Source organism: Pseudonocardia sp. 73-21, assembly GCF_001899645.1.
Lineage (GTDB): Bacteria > Actinomycetota > Actinomycetes > Mycobacteriales > Pseudonocardiaceae > Pseudonocardia.
Window position 1 is genome coordinate 4,269 of the sequence record NZ_MKVV01000007.1, and the last position, 3,672, is coordinate 7,940.

2 protein-coding genes and 1 pseudogene are annotated in these 3,672 nt (G+C 71.1%); 2 read left to right on the forward strand and 1 reads right to left on the reverse strand.

Going from position 1 to position 3,672, the window contains the following annotated elements; all coding sequences use genetic code 11:
* Positions 1-303 precede the first annotated feature (303 nt).
* Complete coding sequence (locus BGP03_RS01115; protein ID WP_298796376.1) at positions 304-2,112, forward strand: metallophosphoesterase; 1,809 nt, start codon at positions 304-306, stop codon at positions 2,110-2,112.
* 305 nt (positions 2,113-2,417) lie between these two features.
* Here BGP03_RS01115 and BGP03_RS01120 read toward each other — a convergent pair.
* Positions 2,418-3,224: pseudogene (locus BGP03_RS01120) on the reverse strand (integrase core domain-containing protein); the annotation flags it as partial.
* Positions 3,225-3,397: 173 nt separating this feature from the next.
* Between BGP03_RS01120 and BGP03_RS01125 the strand changes: the two are divergent.
* A partial coding sequence (locus tag BGP03_RS01125; protein ID WP_299735092.1) for a hypothetical protein occupies positions 3,398-3,672 on the forward strand: 275 nt, incomplete at its 3' end.

A 3,672-nucleotide genomic window follows, 5' to 3' on the forward strand; every position in this document is an offset into this window, starting at 1 on the left:
GCCGAACGGGGCCCGGATGGTGACGACGGAACCCACCGCGAGCCGGTCGCAGGAGGCGTCGAACAGCCACCCTGCGCCGGACCCGCGACCGAAGTGGTCGAACACCACCTGCGGGGCGACGCCGGCGAACTCCTCGGCCGACACCGTGATGAGGCCCAATGCCCTACCCCTGTCCTCGGTAGTGCCGGGTCGGACGGGAATCTTCTCAGCAGTTCCGGCGCTGCGCCAGACCGTGACGTGTCGGGCGCGCTCCTCTGGGATGCTGGGGCGCCGCCCACCCGAGCCGGACGAGGTGCCCAGACCATGCCGCTGCCCGCACCTCTCGCCCGCGTGCTCGACGCCGTCCAGCGCGGTGCCCCGACCCGCGTCCACCAGGCCCCGGCCGTCCGGTGGCTGTCGGTGCCGCAGCTCGTGCGCACCGCGTTCGACGTGCTGCAGGCGTCGTCGTTCGCGAAGTACGCCGACAAGCGCGAGACCATGGCCACGAACCCGCGCGAGTTCTACCGGCTGCCCGCCGCCGGTGCGGAACCCCGTGACGTGGTGTTCGTCGACTACGTCGCCGACACCGGTGACGGCTTCGACGCGACGTTCGCCACCGCCCGTTGCCTGACCGGGGCGGCTTCGCCCGAGGCCGGGCCGGACGGCCGTGGACCGCGGGCCGACCTGCTGGTGTTCGGCGGCGACGAGGTCTACCCGGTCGCGTCGGCGCTGCAGTACGAGGAACGGCTCAACAAGGTGCTCCGGACCGCCTCCAGCCTCGACGGGGTGACCGACCTGCCGCCGGTGATGGCGCTGCCCGGCAACCACGACTGGTACGACGGGCTGGCCTCGTTCCGCCGCAACTTCTGCGAGTCCTGGGTGCAGCGGGACGCGCCGGCAGGGGACGGTCTCGTCGCGGTGCCGCGGGCGGAGCAGCGTGACGACGTCGGCGGCTGGGGCGCGTTCCAGTCCCGCAGCTACTTCGCGGTGCAGCTGTCGCCGCGCTGGTGGCTGTGGGCCGTGGACAGCCAGCTCGACGCCCCGATCGACGCCGAGCAGCTGTCCTACTTCCGCGACGCGCGCCGGCACCTGGGTGACGCGAAGATCATTCTCTGCACGGCGACGCCGAGCTGGCTGGAGGCCGAGCGCGCGGGCCGGGGTACCTACTCCGCCGACGCCGACAGCCCGCTCTACACGCTGCTGTGGTTCGTCGACCGCGTGCTCGGGCACACCGAACGTCACCGGATCCGGCTGGTGCTGACCGGTGACCAGCACCACTACGCGCGCTACACGTGCACCGACCCGGCCCCGTCGCCCTCGGGGACGGAGCCGTTCGGTCCCGAGTTGGTGACGTGCGGTGGGGGCGGCGCGTTCCTCGCCTCCACCCACCACCTCCCCGAACGGCTCTCGATCGCGCTGCGGCCGTGGCCCAGCGGCTCCGGCGCGAAGGCCGGGTTCGCCCGCGGCACGTGCTACCCCGACATCGCGACGTCCCGCGCCATCGGCCGGTCCCGGTTCCTCTCGGCGGCCTGGCGCAACGGGCCGTCGCTGCCGTTGCTGATCGGGGTGGTCGACGTCGCGCTGTTCCTGACCTTCCTCCTGCACTGGCCGTTCGGATGGTCGCGCGCCTGGCAGTTCTGGGTGACCACCGGCATCGTCGCCGTGCTGCTCGGCCTCTACGCCGCGTCCGGCGCCGACGCCGTGCGGCCCCGCCGCCGGAGACAGTGGGCCACGGGGCTGCTGCTCACCGGCCACACGCTCGCCCATCTGGTGATGGCCGGAGCGGTGGCGGCGATGGTCGCCGCGCTCGTCGCCGACCCACAGCGTCCGCCCTGGTACGGCTACCTGCTCGCGATGGTGCTGCTGGTGGTGCTCGGCATCGTGGTCTTCGTGACGTACCTGCACGTCGCCGACCGCTTCGGCTGTCACACGCTGGAGGCGTTCTCCGGGCTGCGGATCGAGGACTGGAAGTCGCACCTGCGTCTGCGGGTCAGCGCCGACGAGGTGGTGGTGCAGGTGATCGGCATCGAGGTGACACCGTCGGCACGTCACGCGGACGACCTGCTGCATCTGGTGCCGCAACCGCACGTCGTCGAGACGTTCCGGGTGCCGTGGTGCGGCGGTGGGGGATGACTGGCATGCGGGGCGGCGTGTCGGTGGCCTCCGGGATGGTGCGGGCGAGTGTCCGGTTCAGGAGCAGTTCGAGATGGACGTCGGCCGCACTCCCGTCCGCACAGGACGTCGGTGACGGTTGGTGTGTCAGGACTTCGGTGACGCTCCCGGGGTTGGTCGGCGGGTTCCGCGGGGTGGTCGTTGCCGATATGGCGGATGCCGGGAGGGGGTCTGGTGTGCTCGGCGAGGATCTCGTTGTGGAGGTCGGTGATGGTGATCTTGTCGCCGGGCTGGCTGCCGTCGCCGACGACGAGGACCTGCCCGAAGGCGTGGTCGACACCGATCTTGTAGATCACGCTGTCGACGCCGATGGTGCCGGTGGTGTTCACCGTTCTCACGCGTGTGCCGGCCGGTAGGCCTGCGGGTGGGGTCGGGCGGGGCGCCACGGCGGGGACCGGCGGTCTGTAGACGGGCCGGTTCGGCTTCGGGCGGGGTGGATCGGCCTTGGGAGTTGCCTCCCACGCGGCCAGCGGCGTGATCCGCCCGGGCAGCCCCTGGTGAGGGCGTTGGGTGTTGTAGATGTGGTCGAACGCGTCGATCTGGGCCTGGAGCTGTGTGAGCGTGGCGGCCAGCGGTTGCTTGTCGAGGTAGCGGAAGAGGGTCTGGTGGAAGCGTTCGTTCTTGCCCTGGGTGGTCGGCTTGTACGGCTTGCCGGTGATCGCCTCGGTGCCCAGCGCGGCGACGTGTGCAACGAGCCTGCCGGCCAGGCCGCGCCCCGACGGGTTGAGCGCGAGTCCGTTGTCGGTCAGCAACCGCCCTGGCACGCCGTGGGCGGCCACGGCCTTGTCGAAGACCGCGATCGCGTCTTCGGCGGTCTCCCCGGCCGCGGCCGGGGAGGCGACCGCGTAGCGGGAGTGGTCGTCGATGAGCTGGAAGATCACGCACTTGCGTCCACCGGTCAGCACGTACTCGGCGGCGTCGAGTTGCCAGCAGGCGTTCGGCGCCGGGTAGACACACCATCGCCACGCCGAGCGGGGCTTCTTGCGCGGCTCCGACCGGGCGACACCGGTCTCGCGGAAGATCCGAGCCAGCGACGCCGTCGAGGGCGCCGGGGCCAGACTGCGAGATCGCAAGGCGGACACGCGGGTCGATGGGTTTATGGGCGGCCACCGCGGCAGCCTCGCCGCGGAGGTGTCACCACCACGAAGACCCATAGCGTCACCGATGTCCGGACACGGAATCGTGACCGATGCCCTGAGACATGACACCAGGAGGCCGACAAACATGCTTTGAACTGCCTAAACAGGTGGTTATCGCACACTTGTTCGAGTATAATCAGGGCACGCCCACCGGCCGGCTGGCTCCCGCGCAGCGCCTCCTCACCGAGGCCCTCGACACGCTGGACCATGCCGCCGGCCCGGCCGCCGGGGACAGTGATCTGCTCTCTGTTCTCACCGTCTGCGAAGGCGCCGCACGCCGGTTCGACCTGATCGCCGTCCACACCGTCGCCGCCCTGCAACGCCGGGGCGCGTTCGCCGACCGCGGTTACAAGAACCCGATCGGTGCGGTCGCGGACCTGCT

What these genes read in the sequence shown, in the direction of transcription:
- BGP03_RS01115 (WP_298796376.1), top strand. Translation starts at nt 304, where the DNA reads ATGCCGCTGCCCGCACCTCTCGCCCGCGTGCTCGACGCCGTCCAGCGC.